The organism is Bradyrhizobium sp. HKCCYLS2038, from assembly GCF_051167655.1.
In the GTDB taxonomy this organism is placed as follows: domain Bacteria; phylum Pseudomonadota; class Alphaproteobacteria; order Rhizobiales; family Xanthobacteraceae; genus Bradyrhizobium.
In genome coordinates, this window is record NZ_JBNPTM010000004.1 from 398,172 (window position 1) to 413,593 (window position 15,422).

Sequence of the window (15,422 nt, forward strand, 5' to 3'; positions counted from 1 at the left end):
CTTCTGTGGTTTGCTGTGCTTGCGAAAAGGGGGCGATCAGGCGGCGCGATCGAACGGCGGCTTGGCGCCATTGATCTTGTCGAGGACGGCCATCAGGTTGGGATGCTCGGTGGGATCGAGCCGTCCGGAGCGGTCCTTTGCCGGCAGGCTCCAGGGATTGCCGGATTGGCAGACCAGGCGCCGCGTCGATCCGCTCGTGATGTTGTGGCGCCAGGCGCCGCCATCTGAACCTGGATCGGGATCGAACAGCGACAGCGTCATCACCTGGTCGACGATCCCCGGCAGCTCGCGGCCGACCTTGCCGCCTTCCATCTGCGGCTGGAAATGTTCGCGACCGAACTCGTCGACCACGCGCTCCAGGATGCCGACGAAGATCACGGTGCGGCCGGGCGCATGCTGCAGATGCTTCAGGAGCGATATGGTCTCCCGTGCGAGCAGCCCGTACGCGCCTCGCGTGTCCGGCTTGCCGGTCCGATCCGAGAACGCCTCAGGCCGAGTCTTCGCCCAGGCCATCACCTGTCGCGTTAGATCGGTGATGGAGTCGACGAAGACATACCGCTTCCTCGCGATCATCTGCGCGAGATCGGGGTATTCGGCGACGACGTGCTGGTAGTGCGCTTCGGAGAAGAACCCCTGCGCATCGGCTGCGGGATCGATGCCCCCGACCAAGCAAGCCACGTCGGCTGCATCGGGGAAGGTACGGACCGGGATGGAATCGCCACCCCAGCCTTGGAGGGATTTCATGCCGGCTTCGAGGTCGATGACGACTGTCTCGTCGGGCGGGAGCGTCCGCGCCAGAGACGTCTTCCCGGCGCCAGCCGGTCCGAAGATCGCGACCGTGGTCTTGGCATTGGCGACAGCGAGCCGCTCGTCTGCGGTAACGATGCGGAGCGCCATCACGCAGCCCTCGCCTGCTGGAATTGGGCAGAGTTCGTCTTGCGAACGTTCGCGCCTTCGAACTCCTCGATGTCGGCAACGCGGTAGGAGACCCTACCCCCGAGCTTGAAATAGACCGGGCCTTGCCGAAGCCAGCGCCAGCGTTCCAAGGTCCGAGGCGACAGCCCCCAGCGCCGCGCGAGCTGCTTCTGGTTGAGGAAATGATCCGACACTGTTTTCTCCGGGTCGCGAATTGCTTCGACCGGGAGCTAACCACTTCTCAGGGCTACCTACCGTGGGCGCCGGAGAGGGATGCGGTGTGGGATCAGAGTGGGATGGCGTGGGGTTCGGGTGGGATGCCGTGGGAGCACGCGCTGGCGGCCACGGCGCCCTTATCGACCACAGCAGCCAATTGGGCGTGACGTCAAAAAATCCAGCGTGGTCGCGGATACTCACTTTGGTCGCGCGCCCGGTTCGTTTCAAGAATCGTATCAGGTCCGGAAAGGGTCCAGAAGCCGACTTCGGTCCCTTCGAACTGGTCTTTGGGCTTGATTTCACGCGTAAAACGGGAAGATCACGTCAGCATGTTTTCGATCATCTCAGCCAAGGCTTCGACCTGGAATAGCTTATGAACGCTGCATGATGTTGGTACCCGTCCGGGCGACCGTACGAGCCGTAACCGCTGCGAAAGAGAACGGTAGGCTGCGAGCTACAGGCAGATCGGCGCGTAACCAGCTCCTTGGCAGCCCGAGCACCGGTTGTGCCTTGCTTCGCCAGCCGTCTCTTTCAAAACCCCGTTTACAATTTGAACTGATCGCGCAATGATTGCTTGCTTTAACAGCGCATTCTTTGATGGGTAGGTTGCAATGAAATTCATTTCAAACGTCGGCTTTCCTCTCAGTATTTTCGTCAATTTCTGTTTATTAGCAGAACACAGCCTGGCAGCACCATGTGACCTTGCACCTGTGACTAGCAAGACTCCGACCTATACAAGTATCGATTTAATGGGCCAAAGCACAGAAGTTATAGTTCGCGTCAGCTGGAAGTTTGAGGAACAGAAAGACGGCCTCATAAGAATTCTCGAGGTAGCCAGCGCAGAGCTGAAAGACTTCAACAATAAGGTTCTGCCGTTGATCGCATCCAAAGCCGCTATCCCACGCGACGACTGCGACGTGAACTCTTCAATAGATGGATATAGCGCTTCTCCTCGAGGGCCGTCGCTACTGTTACGCTTCGACATATCCGCAACCAAGTGGACTTGTCCAGGGATGGATGTGCCGTGTCCAACTTTTAGCCAGCCCCTACGGTTTTGTTATAAGCGACTTGCGAAGACTGTTCTCGGGAAAGGAAACGGATGGTACGAGGCGACCTTCGTCCCAAAATTTAAAGGCAATGACATTCTGTTAGACGTTACGGAAAACAGCGATTTCTCAGTCAACAATGTCTTGGGATTAGGGGGCACATTTGGAAGCATGTTTGGCGGCATTGCCAACAGCTTGGCGAATGTCGGAAAGTTCTCCGTCCCTTATCCAGAGCTAAAGCTTACAAATGATGATCTGCAAAGCGGCGATAACGCGCTCCCCGTAAAGTGGAATTGGGCAAATGAACGCGCGTATTTTAGATCAGTGTCTGAGCAGACACCCGGCGGGCCTCAGAATGGCGCACTCGAATTGGTACGAGAGCGCTCAACTGCTCAGAGGCCCGCGGTCACTTGCGTGTTTCGAGATGAAGTCCAGCACTAAATCATTTTGAGCCCACATCGATTGGAGCGATGATGGACATTAAACGAACTATAGTGGGCTCAGCCGCAGTTGTTGTTAGTTCACTTTGGCTGTCGGGTTGCGGCAACCTCGATTTATGCAAAAACAAGTGCGATTACCCCAAAGTCCATGACAGCTTTTGTGGTTGTCAAGACTACACTAGTCCTTCCAATGGCGGAGCCCCTCGCTCAGGTCCGTATGCTGACTGCATCTGCAGCTACAGTTCTGGCCTTGTTGGCGCTTGGTTTCCATATCGCCCCCCAGGGTACGGCTCTTCTCTCCAGACTATTGACGTCTACGCAAGCACGTGTACGTCGACAACGGTGTGCGAGTTGAAGAAGGACTCACAAGGCGAACACTGGGATTTTATTACGGGCAAGGTTACCATTGCTAGGCCAACTTGGTATCAAAGCACTAACATAGAAGGCCACACTGTTTGGGCTATTTTCGGCAATCCACAGCAACACGGTTCACTTGAGCTGAACTACACGCCAGTTCTATACACAAAACTTGCGAGAACGCTCGCTGACTTAGTCTCGCCGGCGGCATTCGAAAACACTTCCGAGGGTTGCCAAGTCGCCTGTGACAGCAATAGCCCGTTCTGCCAAACCTTTACTTTAGAGCCTGGACAGGCTTCTGGCCTTACCACCCTGACGAATCGTTTGCTTGATAAACCGGGAACGCTTTCTGCATCTGAGCTTCGAGAAATGTTCGAATTAGAAAGCGATCCATGTGGTCGAGGAGAAACATCCTTTAAGGACGGAATAGTCAACAACGTGGGCGAAGAGGCATGCGTGCTCCGGGCGGATGGCGACGCCGCTCGCTACAACGCAAAAATTTCGGTTCCTGTAAATTTGCAAGGAGAGTTCAAAGTAACAAACGGCGCGGTTAGCTTCAGCTTTCCGTCTCCGGAGACGCGTGCCGAGTTACACTTTCTACCAGATGAAGGTGAAGGAGACAAAAGAAAAGCTAGTTTGCTGAAGGCCTTAGACGAGGAGCAAGGAGGCCCGATTAAAAACGTTTACGCGAACAGAAAGTACGTCGATTTTTCGGTTGGAGATAAGAGCTGTTTCCGAGTTTCCCTTCCTCAAAACCGATGACTCCAGCGTAGCGACTAACCAACGAATCTCGAAAGACTAGCTGTTCCGTAGTCTTCTTGAGACAGCGTACGCTATCTAAAGTAACGCAAAACTCTAGTTATGGGTGCCCAAAGTTCGGCCTCAGCATTGCCGTGTTATGGCCAGAACTGTCTAAGGTGATGAAGTATGGGCGGATAAGGCAGCATCAGCCTGACATTCTTTGCCCGCATGACAACGTCATTTTTTCAGCGCGGAAGCGCTCTTTAGCTATTGACCTCTCAGGTCGTGCTGTCAGAATGATTCAATCCTTACTTGATCAGCTTTTTCAGCAGTTCTGGGGGAAATCATGCTTAGGACGCTAGTCGCCGTTGTGCTTATCGCGAGTCCTTGTGCTGCCTACGCCGAAAACGGATCAAAGCTCGCTGCATTGCTGAGCCCGCTAAAGCAGGTGCCGAACGCATCTATGATTTACCGTGTAAAATCCTGTAACGGGTCCTGTGGTGGTAAAGAGTATAGTTGGACGTGCCCCGACGACAAGTCGTGTTACATGGATTGCGCCGCTAAGCAGGGAAAGTGTAATTGACAGAACTTCAAGGAGGCAGCCATCAGCCGTGGCGCGCCCAGTTTAGTCGACGAGCTTCAACACTAGGCGGTCAGATTTTGCTAGGCTGCAACTTGCCTTGACCGCCTCATAGCTAAACGGAGCCTATCAGAACGACCTATTGAGCAGATGGAAGTCGACGCCATCGGCCCGGTGATCGCGACCTACGCATTCGCGTCGCTGCTTCGCCCCGAGTTTGGACGGCCACCGCGTATCCGGTTAGGTGGCGATCTCGGACCATTGGTTGCCGGGCTCAGAAATTGTTCTGGCTGCGCACCATTGAGCACAGAGATTGCGAGGCGATTTTGATCGCAAACCGCCGATACGCGCGATGCGCGGTCCGTGCTGCGGCGCGAGCCGGAACGTTGAGACGGTAGTATCCGCGCCCGTCGGAAACAATCAGCGTGCGCCAGTTGCGCTTGGCCTTGAACAGATCGACCATCCGCATAGTCGACGCATTGCAGTTCATCAGCAGTTCTTTTCCATGACGCCAAGGGTTGTCCGATTGAGCTGCATGATGAAGCTCGCGAACGACGGACGCCTGCAGGATCCCAAGCCGAAATATCTCGCCGTTGAGGACGACCTCCGCATAGTTGTTGCGATGGAGAAATGCGTCGCCGCTCTGAACATTGGCTTCGGTCGGCTGTTCGGCGGAGCGAGTTGTGCCGATGCCGTGGGCCGCCTCGAACCGGTCGCGCTCTCTCCGCGTGACCAGGAGGTCAGCTATTCGCACTCGGATAGGCTGCTCATCCGACGCGAGATCAATAAAGCCGTCAGGCGTGTTCGGCTTGAAACGCGCAATTGCGCCGGAACCTACGCGAAAGATGGGCCAGAGATCGGATGAGACGACAAGCTGAGGTCCGTGCAAGATCCTCTCGGACTCCAGGATTCGCACCATCCCGCGGTCGCCGGCCTCGAACCTGCCGGTCTCGACACGCGTGCCGATGGTCATCACCGCGATCTCCAGCAACCCGTCGAGCGTATAGCAGGCGAAATCTGGTATCGACGCGCCCCAGCAGTTTGCGATCTCATCCAGATGGAAATAGCTCTTCGGAGGCAACGCCATTTCTGCTCCTGCCGTTCGGCTGGGGTGACGAGGTTAGATGCTGGTCACCAGGCCATATTTCTGGAAGCGAACGAGCATGAACGTTGCCGAGACGCCGAACAGCTCGGCCATTTCAAAAGCAAGCGTCTCGATCGCGTCGAACCCTGCCTTGTACCCGTTGACGACCGGCAAGCCATCTGACTGTGGCACCTCCATCAAGGGAACGCGGAGCGCCGCTGCTCGCTTATGCAGTCGCACGTGCAGCAGGGAGCATGGCACCAGGAATGCGCCCATGAATTCGTTGGCGCGCCATTCCGACCAGTCGATACCGCCGTCGCTCGCCCCCTCGCCCGGAACAGACTGCTGAAAATGCCGCATAGGAAGCGCCCCCGCCTCAGGCGGTCGGGACTGCCCGCGCCTGATCCATGACGGGGCATCAAACACGGCGTGACCGAGCTCGTGGACGACGGTGCTACGGGCAAGGTCCTCGCGATCGCCTATAAGCTCACCATTGACGGAGATCATCGCGGCCGACGGCCAGCTCTCGTCGTATTCGATCGCGCCCATGACGGGATGGCCGGCATCGTCCGTCACGGATCGCCCGATTTCCCAATGGGCCTCATAGCTGAGGCCGTTCACCGTGAAGCGATTGGAGCGCGCGACGATCCGCGAAAGCTCGATCTTCGGGCGCGACATTCGCCCTCCGATCTGCTGCCGCGCGATCTCTCCGATTTGCCAGATCTCTTCGCGGCGCAGCCTGGCTGGCTCCAGCGACGGCCGGAGGTGGGGATAGTTCAACATCAACATCGCCACTTCTCTCAGCGTGAGGCCCGGCGGTAGAGCGCAAAGACCTCCGACGCCCGGCTCTGCAGGTCGGGAGGTAAACGGCGAGCAGCGGCGAAGGCCTCGTCTTCCGGAATGTCGAGGGCCCGTGCAAGGCGCTCGATCAATTCGTCACGCGGCGCGCGCTCCCGATCACGTTCGATCCGCGAAAGATACGGCACCGAGATCTCAAGGGCCGCAGCGACGTCCAGCAGGGTGAGACCGCGCTCGCCGCGGCGCTCTCGAATGAATGCACCAAAGCTCACGTGTGCCTCCGACACCCTTTTTGCTCCTTTACGCAAATCTGCAATCTCCGGTCGCACATTCGCGAAACGAGGTCACAAACTGCCGACCTCAATGTTCTTATTTTGTTCCATCGAACTTTGTCGAGTCGAATCTTGAAAGCGCACGTGCGAAATCGATCGTCGCGCGCTTTTCGCGCGTCTGCGCGGGCCCACCATTGTTGCCGCAGCATTTCGCCAAGCGATTGATACGACTTACGAACGTTTGCCGCGTCGTGCCATGGTCAGCGCTTCCCCTTGAGGACATGGGCTTCCCTGGATGAGCCGCACAATTCGCCCCGAGACCACCTCAGAACGGCTCGGAGAGATCGCTGAGATCCTGGTCGCCGGCCTGACGCGGCTCCAGGCCCGGAAGTCCAGTTCTTTATCTCGCAACTTTGGAGAGAGTTCACTCGACTGTTCCGAGCACCAGAGCGGTCATGCCGACCGGAAATCTCTGGAGGCAGATTGATGAAGGACAACGTACTCGCTCGGATCGCCGCGCTGAAAACGATGGCAGCTCCGCAGCTCAAGCAGCAATGGCGCGAACTGTTCGAGGCCGAGCCGCCGCCCTACAACCGGCGCTTCCTGGAGAGTCGGCTGGCCTATCGGATCCAGGAACTGGCCTATGGCGGGTTGAAGAAGGAGACCGTCGAACGGCTGCGGGCGCTCGCCAAGCAGTATGACGGCGGCAAGCCCAGCGCGAAGTCGAAGTTTCGCAACGATCGACTCCCGGTTGCCGGCACACGGCTGATCCGGGAATGGGAAGGCGTCGAGCACTGCGTCACCGTGCGCGGCGATCATTTCGAGTATGAGGGACGGCCCTACAAATCGCTGTCGTCAATCGCTCGCGAGATTGCCGGCTCGCGCTGGAACGGCTGGGTCTTTTTCGGCCTGAAGAACAGCCGGGGCAAAGCATGAGCCGATCAGCGCGACCAAGCCCGGCGTATGGAGGCAATCCAAGCGGACCGGTATCCGACAAGCGTCGCTCAGCCAACGCTAGCACGATCCGCTCTCCGATTCGGAAGATCCGCTGCGCGGTCTACACGCGGAAGTCGACTGAGGAAGGGCTGGAGATGGAATTCAACTCCCTCGACGCCCAGCGGGAGTCCTGTGAGGCGTATGTCGCGAGCCAGCGCGCCGAAGGCTGGCTGCTCCTGTCCGATCGGTACGACGACGGCGGATTCTCCGGCGGCACGCTGGAGCGGCCGGCGCTCAAGCGCCTGCTCGCAGATATCGAAGCCGGAGGCGTCGACGTCGTCGTCGTCTACAAGATCGACCGGCTATCGCGGTCCCTCATGGACTTCGCCAAGCTCGTCGAGGTGTTTGACCGCCGAAACGTGACATTCGTGAGCGTCACACAATCGTTCAACACGACGACCTCGATGGGCCGACTGACGCTCAACGTGCTGCTGTCCTTCGCCCAGTTCGAGCGCGAGGTGATCGGCGAACGCATTCGGGACAAGTTTGCCGCCTCCCGCCGCAAGGGCATGTGGATGGGCGGCTGGGCACCGCTCGGCTATGAGGTTCGGGACCGCAAGCTGATCGTCAACGAAGAGGACGCCAAACTCGTCAGATCAATTTTCCAGCGCTTCCTGAAAACAGGGTCGGCGACGATCCTGGCCCGACAGCTTGTGCAGGAGGGAGTCCGAAACAAATACGGCAAGCTGATCGACAAGGGGATGCTCTACAAGCTGCTGCACAACCCGGTCTATATCGGAGAAGCCGTCCACAAAGGCGTCAGCTATCCCGGCGAGCACGACGCGATTCTGGATCGAAAGACCTGGGACAAGGTGCAGGCGCATCTGCAGATCGATCCGCGCAAGCGATCCAACGCGGCAAGAGGTCAGACCCCAGCGCTGCTGAAGGGTCTCATCCATGGCCCGGACGGCACCGCTATGTCACCGTCGCACACGCGCAAGAAGGGCATGCTTTACCGCTATTACGTCAGCCAAACGATCCTGAAGCAGGCGCGGACCGATATGCCAGTCGGGCGGGTGCCGGCCGCTGAGGTCGAGAAGATAGTGGTCGACCAGGTCCGCATTCTGCTGCGATCTCCGGAAATCATCGTCAGGACGTGGCGGCAGGCGCGCGAGACGTCGCCAGAACTGACCGAGGCCGAGGTGAGGACGGCGCTGGTCGAATTCGAGCCGCTATGGAATGAACTGTTTCCCGCGGAGCAAGCGCGCATCGTCCAGCTTTTGGTCGAGCGGGTTGATGTCGCCGCCGATGGCATAGAGGTGAACCTGGGCATCGAAGGTATCGGCACCCTCGTCGCAGAACTCACGGCCAAGTCGCGCAGCCAGCAGGACGCCGCATGACGGATGAGGCCGAATCTCCCAAGATCAGCATCAGTAGGGATGAGCGGACAGTCACGGTGCGTATCCCCGTTCGGTTTCGGCAACGCGCTGGCCGGAAGCAAATTCTGACGCCCCGGGGTTCAGTCCCTTGGTCGCCCGCACCGCGCGTCGACCATTCCCTGCTCAAGGCCGTTGTCCGCGCCCACCGCTGGCGCGAAATGCTGGAGAACGGCGAATACAGCTGCGCGGCCGAACTCGCCAAGGCGGAAAAGGTCAACGATTCCTACGTCAGCAGGATTCTGCGGCTAACTCTACTGTCCCCCGACATTATCGAGGCGATCGTTGATGGCAGGCAGCCGCCCACGATGCAGGTGGATGATCTGCTGAAGCCGCTGCCGGTGGAGTGGGAGGAGCAAAGGCATCTCCTATTCGGCGAGCAATGCGCCATGCCGCATTAGCAGATACTATTTCTTGCCCTCCATGGTGTCGCGTTCCGGACAATCTCGGGCAGCCGCGTCAATGCCGCACCCTAAACCCTCAAGCGTCATATTTTCTGCGATTACGTCGTGAGGAATGAGAGCATAGGTCCAAGGCTTGCCTCCATGACCAAGGGCATGATCTGAAGCATGCTTGCACCAGCTGACGGCTGCATCCCGCTTCGCCAGCACCTCCGAATCGGTCATCTGGTTGGCCGCCTTCGGTTCCAACATGAAGATTCGATCCCGAGTCTCGGCCACGAAATCGGGCTGATACTCTGGATTGTCCGCACCCCATTTGTAGTAAATTTGGAATTGGCCCTTGGCAGGCTTAAACCACTTCAAGGCTTCGCGCTCCAGGATGATGGCGAGCTTTCGCTCAGCGTCGGACTGGAACTTCTGGACGGGGTAGAGGCATCTCGCAAAACCGCCGAAGAGGTACTTCGACATGTTGCTTTTATCGGCGGGGGACGTCCTAAAATCGAGTGGCTGCTCCCCTGCGGCAGCAGTGTAGGCGCTAGGCCGAAGCGCCGTGAAGCCCCGTGTGACGACTACCTCGTATTCGACTTCGGTGTCTTGCCAGAAATGGCTCTGCATCTGTGCGTGAACGAAGCGCGCAATTTCCTTCTGGTGAAGTCTCAGGATCTTACGAACCCCGTCCTCGGGATGCGTCGCCAACAGGTGGGTTGCGACCTGAGACGCTAGATCATAAAGCAAATCGGCATGCTCGTCGTAGGCCACGTCGTCGAAGTCGACCAGACCGCTGACGACGTAATCCTCCAACTTTTGCTCATCGATGTTGCCAGCCCCGAGGCCGATCCGATCGACTTGCCCGGTCCGCAGATGGGCAGCCCATAGCGTTTCGTTCGGCACTTCGTAGCGCATGCGCGATAGATCGAGCGTGAAGTGATGGAAGCCTGACTTCACCTCGCCCTTGGGCGTGACAAGGATACGGGGAATATCGATCGTTTGCTGGACCACAAGATCGACGGTCCTGGCGACGATTGCCGTGAGATCGGGTTGCTTAGCAATCCCCTCCAGCTCCATCTGAGCAGGCCGATACTGGCTTTGGACCTCCCGCAGAACCGCCGCCTGAACCTCCGGATTTTGAAGATGCGCGACGCCGGGCAAGCGCGACGGCTCGGTTTCCATCTTGCGGATCACGTCATAGGCGATCCGAACAACCTGCTGCTCCTCATGCGTGAATTCGGTCGGCGCTTCCTGAAAGCTCGATGCTCCGTTCGCCGCCGTATCGGAGCGCAGGCCAAGCTTCGCGGCAAGTTGAGGCCGGGACTCGACCGTGATCGTCTTCTGCTGCAGTTGCTCTTCGGTGAGGATCACCTGCTGCAGGCGGATGGCAGAGTCCGGCTTGCGTGCTTCGTCGACGATCTCCTGGAAACGGTCATGCGCCACAATGTTCAGGCGATCGACGGCGGTCACCCCTGTCCGCCGGCCATAGGGAAGTCGAAGCCCACGCCCGATCGATTGCTCGATCAGCGTGCGCGCATTGGCGGCGCGCAGGGGCACGATCGTGTAGAGATTGGTGACGTCCCAACCCTCTTTCAGCATGTTGACGTGAATGACAATCTCTGTCGGCTCATCCGGGCTTTCGACTTTGAGCAGCCTTTCGATCGTCTCCTCCTCCTTCACGCTGGAGTCGACCTGGATGACCTTGTCCGCATAGCGTCCCTCGAAAAATGCGGCGGACTTCACCAGTGTCATCAGCTCCGCTGCGTGCGTCGTGTCGCGAGCGATCACCAGCATGAAAGGCTTGACGATCCGCTCGCCGACCTGGCGCGCATACGTTTCCAATTCGACCTTGACACTTTCATGGAGGCGCACGCCATCTTCCAGCTTGATCTGCTGAAGCTGCTCGGGCGATTTCCCGGCCGCGACGAAGTTCTCGCGGGTGACGACAGCGGGCTCCTTCACGAAGCCGTCCGCCATGGCGCGGCCGAGCGGATAGTCGAAGATGACGTTCTGGAACGGCGAAGGTCCACGCGTCGTCTCGACAAACGGGGTGGCCGTCAGCTCCAAACCCATGACCGGTTTCAGCTCATTTATGGCGCGCACGCCCGCAGTCGCGCGGTAGCGGTGGGACTCGTCCATGATCAAGACGAGGTCATTCTGGGAAGCCAGATAGTCGAAATAGCTGTCCCCGATCTCCTCCTTGAAGCTGCGGATGCGCGGGCTCCGGCCACCGCGCACCTCCGAGTTGATCTTGGAGATGTTGAAGATGTTGATCGTAACCGGGAACAGATTTCCACCACTCGCGATCTGCCGCTCGAAATTGTCACCCGTCGTAATGACAGGCGGCGAAATCGCAAACTCTGCGATGCCCTTCAGGACATACTTCGGCGTGTTGGGCGTGAAGTCTGCGATCAGCTTGCTGTAGATCGTTAGGTTCGGCGCGAGCACGAAGAAGTTGTTCAGGCCGTGCGCCAGATGCAGATAGGCGATGAACGCGCCCATGAGCCGGGTCTTGCCGACGCCCGTCGCCAGCGCGAAACACAGGCTCGGGAAGTCGCGCTCGAAATCCGTGACGCTCGGAAATTCGGCTCGGATCGCCGCAAGCGCCGCCTCGAGATCGGCGTCCTTTCGCGGCAGCGACAGCTCGGTGACACGGTCGAGAATTTCAAGAGATTGCCGCTGCGGAGCTCGGAGACTGAGACGGCCAGCGATGGCGTTGACGTGACGGTTCATTGATCGTCTCCCGCAACATCGAACAGGCCCGGCTGGGAGGCGTAACGAGGTGATGCCTTGTCGATAGCCTTGGGCGAAGGCGACGCTTTTGGGAGGTTTTCGACATTGAGGCTGTAGTCATCATGACCCCATTCGCAGCGCTGGCGAATGTAGTTCGGGATCTTTTTAACCGTAAGGTTCGGCCATGCGGACAAGTTGCCGCGGAAGGCCGCGCAGAGAACGAGCAGTGTGCGTCCCTCGCCAACTTCCTCACTCAAGGCATCAAGGTGCTCCGGCGAGAGTGTCTGGGTCGTCACATAGATGAAGTCGCGTTCGGTCGAAGTGCCGTGCTGCCAATACATGTTGTCGCTGGGCGCATAGGTGAAGCCCTCGATCTTGCACAGCGCTTCGGCCAGCATCTCGGCGTTGTATACCTTGCTGATGACATCGCGGCCCCATTTGTCCTTTTCGAGGAGCGACGGCGCAAGCTTGAAATAGCGGAACCCCCCACCGCCTTTCCAACCGGTCGCCTCCGTCACGCCACCCTGGTCCTCACCGTCGATGACCGTCTTCAGCCGAGGGATGATATGCGTGTGGCAATGGTCGCCCAGCTCCACCATGATCCAGCGGCGCCCCATCTTGTGGGCGACTGCACCCGTCGTGCCGGAGCCAGCAAAAGAGTCGAGGACAAGGTCGCCCGGGTTGGTCGCAATGTGTATAATCCGCCTCATTAAACGCTCGGGTTTAGGAGTGTCGAACAGTTCGACCTTCGGGAAAAGGTTAATCATCTCCTTCTTCGCTTCATCCGTGTTCCCAACTTCTGTATGGGGCCACCAAGTCCACGGAACAGCACCAGGAACCTCAGACAGGTAACGGATCGTGGTAGGCTGGCTATTTCCGTCCCGTCCGAAATAGATGCGGCCCTCAGCCAGCATCCTGTCGAAAACATCCTTTGAATATCGCCAACAGTTTCCAGCAGGAGGATCAAATGACTTTCCCGTTGGACCAACAATTGTATAAAATTGAGATTTTGTTGCGTGGCCAGCCTGCGCGGTAATTGGTATTGTACGCCATGGCCCCTTGGGGTCGTTCGTAGGGTTTTTATATACCTTTTTCTGCTCGTCAGTAAGTTCGAGCATGTTACGATCTCTCTTAAAGAAATCCGGCGATTTTGCATAAACGACTATGTATTCGTGCACGTCACCAATCGCTTCACGGTTTTCGCGTGAATAGCGCTTTTGCCAAACGTTCGTTGCAATGTGATTTGAGCGTCCGAAAATTTCGTCCATTACGACGCGTAAATAGGGCATCTCGTAGTCGTCGATTGAAATCCAAAATGACCCTTCTGGAGACAACAGTCGCCACAAAATTTGCAGTCTTACGCTAATTAGTGACAACCACGTAGAGTGCTCTAGACCATCATCATAATGCTCGAAAGCGCTTCCCGTGTTGTATGGAGGATCGATATAAATGCACTTCACCTTGCCGGCGAATTCCTGCTCCAGCGCCTTCAGCGCAAGCAGGTTATCCCCGAAGATCAACCGGTTGTCGAAAATGTCATCGTCGCTCACTCGATGTTTCGCGTGATAGGACTTCTCCGGGTTCTCCAGCAGAATTCGCGGCTCCAATCGCGGCCGATTTTCTTTTCCGACCCAGGTTAGTTCGAGTTTTTGCTTTTTGGTCACGCTTGGTCCGTGGAGGCTGCGGCCGTTGCCGGCGCAGCCGCGCTAGCAGGGGCCTGTGGGTTCTGAGCGGCATCCAGTTCGCCCAACCGAAGGAGAACCTTCTCGGCAAGCGGTTGCGCGTCGGTGAGATTGCGGAAAATGGCAAGAAAGCCACGATCGATTTGCATAGCCTTGGAAGTCGCAAAAATCACCTCGGAAAGATGATTGGTCTGCTGCGAAATCTCGCGCTCCTCCTCGGCGGTGAGGCTAGGAGCGGCCTTTGCGATAAGCCCCGGGAGACGATGTGCGACCAAGCTCATGACAAGGTAGCGGCCGTGCCGGAAAAACATTCGCCGATCGTAGGCTGTCTCCGCCCGCTCACTCCCGGCCAGAATACGGTCAATGAACTGGTAGATGCGCACGAGCCGACAGATCCGAACGCCGGACAGCGACGCCGGAAAGAGCTGCGCGTAAATCGAGCCATCCTGTTCCCAGAGGCGGCCGATTTCACGCTTGGCGGTGACGACGAGATCGACCGCGTTCGTACCTCTTTGACCCCTTCGCTGACCATCTGGAACAGCGAATGAAAGGCAGGCCAGCGCAAGCGCCGCCTCTTCCAGCGTGAACGCGTCGTCCTGCCTGATCCGTGATTCAACTGACGGACGGTAATGGTAGCGAATACCGACGGCAGCGAGTTCCTGCCGGATGCGCTCCTGATTGGGATCGAGCGCAGCAAAGTCGACCCCTCGCACCTGGTTCTGATAGTTCCGCGCTTTCGTTACGCGCACGGCGAAATCGTCGGCAGGATCTGGGACCTCGATGATCGTGATGTGCAGCTTCGCGTTCTCGGAGATCGCGGCCGCAAGCGACGCCGTCGTGATGGAGCCGGCGGTCTGAGCGCCATTGACGATCGAGAATGCGGTGAGCCTGAACACACACCGGTCGGGTGAACCCAGCGCTTGCGTGATGGCCGTCGTGACAGCCGTAATGCCGTTGTTCAGGTAGAAGAAATCCTCCGGGCGTCGCCGGACCGTCTCTTCGATTGCAACGTTGACGCCGACCGAGCCGAGATAGTGCCGGATGTTGCGCTCGAAGAGCGCGGTTCCGTGCTCGGTCACGAGCGCCGCAAGTTCTTGGCCTTTCACCAGTCCATAGACCGCCTTTCGCGGTGCGGTCACGCTCGACCATTTCTCCAGGGTGAGACGGACGTCTACTGCCTGGTTTGCCTGCTCGGCAACCATCCAGTCATAGGTCTGGGTGATGCCCACAACAGTGGCACTCATGCAGTCCGAAAGGCTGTTGCACTGAGCGACGTAAGCGTCGAGGTCAGCCTTCGCGTGGCCGTCCAATGCTTCGCCGAGGAATGGAAGTACGAGGCAGATCTTCACGCCCGGGGTGTCCAGAGCTTCCTCTATTTCGTCCAGACGATTCCTGACCGCCGCATTGAACCCGTCGAAGCGCCGCTCCATGAGCGCTTTGGTGCCATTGATGAACTTGAGAGTTTCCGCTTGATTGGGGCCTGTGCCCTGCGGGTTCTCGGCGTTGTTCGGCCGCTTATACTTGGATTGAACCACCAGCAGTCGCTGACCGGCCCGATCGAAATGAAGCGCGTCGATACCACCGTCATCTCCTCCGTCGACCAGCGCACCTGCGGCAATTGCATCGGAGATCCCGCACGCCCCGCAGAGTGAATAGGCAGCCAGCGAACGCGAGCAACGATCAACATCGTGTTGCTCTGGTGTCCAACGCTGGGCGCGCTCTGGCACCAGCGGGAAGAATCGGCGCCGGAGCGCAGCTTCGATGTGGGCGATTTTCTCCGCAGCGTTGGGCATCGTT

At 58.2% G+C, this 15,422-nt stretch carries 13 protein-coding genes; 5 read left to right on the top strand and 8 right to left on the bottom strand.

Going from position 1 to position 15,422, the window contains the following annotated elements:
- Positions 1-36: 36 nt before the first annotated feature.
- Positions 37-897 carry an ATP-binding protein gene (locus tag ACQR1I_RS19845; RefSeq protein ID WP_434888813.1) on the bottom strand — a complete coding sequence of 287 codons (861 nt, stop codon included), beginning with the start codon at positions 895-897 and terminating at the stop codon, positions 37-39.
- Complete coding sequence (locus tag ACQR1I_RS19850) at positions 897-1,109, bottom strand: helix-turn-helix transcriptional regulator (RefSeq protein WP_434888814.1); 213 nt, start codon at positions 1,107-1,109, stop codon at positions 897-899. The genes ACQR1I_RS19845 and ACQR1I_RS19850 overlap by 1 nt, the downstream gene beginning before the upstream one ends.
- A 633-nt stretch (positions 1,110-1,742) precedes the next feature.
- Here ACQR1I_RS19850 and ACQR1I_RS19855 point away from each other — a divergent pair.
- Positions 1,743-2,618, top strand: coding sequence for a hypothetical protein (locus ACQR1I_RS19855; protein ID WP_434888815.1), 876 nt, complete (start codon positions 1,743-1,745; stop codon positions 2,616-2,618).
- Between the two features lie 350 nt (positions 2,619-2,968).
- The gene (locus tag ACQR1I_RS19860) at positions 2,969-3,736 is read left to right on the top strand and encodes a hypothetical protein (RefSeq protein ID WP_434888816.1); all 768 of its coding nucleotides are present in this window, start codon (positions 2,969-2,971) and stop codon (positions 3,734-3,736) included.
- Positions 3,737-4,569: 833 nt separating this feature from the next.
- Here the strand turns inward: ACQR1I_RS19860 and ACQR1I_RS19865 are convergent.
- From ACQR1I_RS19865 to ACQR1I_RS19875, 3 genes are read right to left on the bottom strand one after another with little or no spacing between them, the layout of a single operon-like run.
- Positions 4,570-5,382 carry a hypothetical protein gene (locus ACQR1I_RS19865; RefSeq protein WP_434888817.1) on the bottom strand — a complete coding sequence of 271 codons (813 nt, stop codon included), beginning with the start codon at positions 5,380-5,382 and terminating at the stop codon, positions 4,570-4,572.
- Positions 5,383-5,415: 33 nt separating this feature from the next.
- Positions 5,416-6,168 (bottom strand): hypothetical protein, encoded by a 753-nt coding sequence (locus ACQR1I_RS19870; protein ID WP_434888818.1) that lies wholly within the window; start codon positions 6,166-6,168, stop codon positions 5,416-5,418.
- An 11-nt stretch (positions 6,169-6,179) separates the two neighbouring features.
- Entirely contained in the window at positions 6,180-6,464 is a 285-nt protein-coding gene (locus ACQR1I_RS19875; protein ID WP_434888819.1) for a helix-turn-helix domain-containing protein, read from the bottom strand.
- Positions 6,465-6,935: 471 nt separating this feature from the next.
- On the opposite strand from ACQR1I_RS19875, the gene ACQR1I_RS19880 reads away from it, so the two are divergent.
- The 3 genes from ACQR1I_RS19880 to ACQR1I_RS19890 all read left to right on the top strand — a co-directional run bounded on the left by ACQR1I_RS19880 (position 6,936) and on the right by ACQR1I_RS19890 (position 9,222).
- The gene (locus tag ACQR1I_RS19880; protein ID WP_434888820.1) at positions 6,936-7,385 is read left to right on the top strand and encodes a DUF2924 domain-containing protein; all 450 of its coding nucleotides are present in this window, start codon (positions 6,936-6,938) and stop codon (positions 7,383-7,385) included.
- Positions 7,386-7,471: 86 nt separating this feature from the next.
- Positions 7,472-8,785 (top strand): recombinase family protein, encoded by a 1,314-nt coding sequence (locus ACQR1I_RS19885; RefSeq protein ID WP_434888835.1) that lies wholly within the window; start codon positions 7,472-7,474, stop codon positions 8,783-8,785.
- A complete protein-coding gene (locus ACQR1I_RS19890) occupies positions 8,782-9,222 on the top strand; it encodes a hypothetical protein (RefSeq protein WP_434888821.1) in 441 nt (146 codons plus the stop codon). Before ACQR1I_RS19885 ends, ACQR1I_RS19890 begins: the two co-directional genes overlap by 4 nt.
- Before the next feature lie 6 nt (positions 9,223-9,228).
- Here ACQR1I_RS19890 and ACQR1I_RS19895 read toward each other — a convergent pair whose 3' ends face one another.
- Genes ACQR1I_RS19895 through ACQR1I_RS19905 form a run of 3 tightly spaced genes read right to left on the bottom strand, consistent with a single transcriptional unit; the run spans position 9,229 to position 15,418 of the window.
- Entirely contained in the window at positions 9,229-11,943 is a 2,715-nt protein-coding gene (locus ACQR1I_RS19895) for a DEAD/DEAH box helicase (protein ID WP_434888822.1), read from the bottom strand.
- Complete coding sequence (locus ACQR1I_RS19900; RefSeq protein WP_434888823.1) at positions 11,940-13,607, bottom strand: site-specific DNA-methyltransferase; 1,668 nt, start codon at positions 13,605-13,607, stop codon at positions 11,940-11,942. The genes ACQR1I_RS19895 and ACQR1I_RS19900 overlap by 4 nt, the downstream gene beginning before the upstream one ends.
- Positions 13,604-15,418 (bottom strand): AIPR family protein, encoded by a 1,815-nt coding sequence (locus tag ACQR1I_RS19905; RefSeq protein WP_434888836.1) that lies wholly within the window; start codon positions 15,416-15,418, stop codon positions 13,604-13,606. The genes ACQR1I_RS19900 and ACQR1I_RS19905 overlap by 4 nt, the downstream gene beginning before the upstream one ends.
- Positions 15,419-15,422: the final 4 nt, after the last annotated feature.